This is a genomic window from Pseudomonas sp. 5P_5.1_Bac1 (assembly GCF_025466015.1).
Classification (GTDB): Bacteria; Pseudomonadota; Gammaproteobacteria; order Pseudomonadales; family Pseudomonadaceae; genus Aquipseudomonas.
Map to the genome: position 1 here is coordinate 1 of NZ_JANLNX010000020.1, position 1,919 is coordinate 1,919.

A 1,919-nucleotide genomic window follows, 5' to 3' on the forward strand; every position below is an offset into this window, starting at 1 on the left:
CGCCAAGGTACGTTACGACTTCTAAGCAGCGGCAAGCTTTGAGCTGGAAGCTGCAAGGAAAGGCCGAAGCAGCGGTGCTGCAGAGGGATTTTTCTCGTAGCTTGCAACTTGAAACCGCCCAAGCCTGAAAATGAAAAGCCCCCGATCATGATCGGGGGCTTTTTTTTGCTGAGTGGTTGGGAGCCTCAAGCTACAAGTGAAAGCAGCGCACCGCTCCTTCTTGAAACTTGCAGCTTCAAACTTGCAACTGCCTGACAAATGCACCTTTTGCGGCAACCAGCCGCATACGAAGCTGGCGTCAAAAGATGTCATTTCAAGGACCGGTTCGTTACCATTCCGCCGCGCTTGCTGCGTGGTACTAAATAGCCACTAACACCAGCCAGGCTTGCACCACGCAAGGACGCATCGTGATCTCCAAAACGTTTAAGGATTAAACAGTGGCCTCACCTATTTTTCGCAAGACCTTGCTCGCCCTGGCGGTAACCGCCACCACCCTGCCCGCTTGGGCTGAGACCGTGCAGTTGACCAATGCCGGCTTCCTCAGTGAACGCCAAACGTACAGCGAAACTCTCGAAATCACCGGCACCTACACCGGCGGTAGCGACGAGGACGCCATCGAATTCAATGGTAGTCACCTGCAGAAAGACCTGATCCTCAACGCCACTATCAATAGCACCGGTGACTTCGCCGGCGGCGTGGACATGGATGTCTACGAAGACGGCAATATCTGGATCAACAACCAGATCGACGGCAGCGTCATCAACAAAGGCAGCATCAGCGCGATCGGCGGCGGCGCCAACGCACTGATGATCGACCCGGCCATCATCGGCGGCAGCGTGATCAACGAAGGCCTGCTGCTGGCCAAGGGCGAACCCCTGACCGACGATGGCGGTACCGACGTGGCCCGCGCCATCGACATGGGTGGTTCGACCACCATCAAAGGCGATCTGGTGAACGCCGCCACCGGCCGCATCATCGCCGAGGGCCGTGACGCCAAGGGCATCAACCTGGAAGGCGGCGAGATCGTCGGCAAGGTCATCAACCGCGGCCTGATCCAGGTCACCGGTGCAGGCGCCACCGCTATCGACGTCACCTCGAACGAGCGCTGGCAGCAGGTCGATATGACCGACCTGGCGGGCATCGAGAACCACGGCAGCATCATCGCCACCGGCGACGACGCCGAAGGTATCCGCATCGATGGCGCCCGCTTCACCAGTACGACCGGCCAAGTGATCAACACCGGAACCATCCAGGCCACCGACGCCGCTATCGTCATTGGCAGTTTCAATATCGATCTGAAAAGCTACTACAACGAGTTCCTTGACCAATACATGCCACTGCACGTAATCAACAGTGGCAAGCTGATTTCCGGGGACGAAGCGCTTGACGCCAGCGAAAGCAATCGCAACGTCTACCTGTATCTGCAGAACGGCAGCGAGATCATCGGCAACCTGATCGGGCTGAAAAATATTTATGTCGACGGCAATGCCAACTTTACCGGTACCAGCACCGCAGATGACGGCTACAACATTCGCATGAAGGACGCCGCCAACCACTGGCTGGAAGTCGGCAGTTTCTCCGACTACCCACCGTCGCACCTGAACCTGCTCAGCGCGCACACCAGCCTCGACGGCAACCTGTATGTAGCCAGCAACTCGTCGCTGGGGCTAAACCTGAGCAGTGCCACCAACCCGCAAACCGCTGTCCTGAGCGTCACCGACACCGCCGAGTTCGGCAAGAACGCGCAGATCAAATTGACCGCCCAGGGCGCGGACTTCTCCGCCAGCGGTAGCACCTACAAGTTGATCGAGGCCGGCCGGATCGACTCGCTGGACGAAAACGACGACGTCGACCCGAACGGCAAACTGAACCTGGTCAGCTCCTCGGCCCTGCTGAAAATCGACAGCTACAGCGTCGAA

1 pseudogene is annotated in these 1,919 nt (G+C 58.2%); it reads left to right on the top strand.

Annotated features, from left to right (window positions below):
- Positions 1 to 437: 437 nt before the first annotated feature.
- Positions 438 to 1,919, top strand: a pseudogene (locus tag NTD82_RS04360) (autotransporter outer membrane beta-barrel domain-containing protein); the annotation flags it as partial.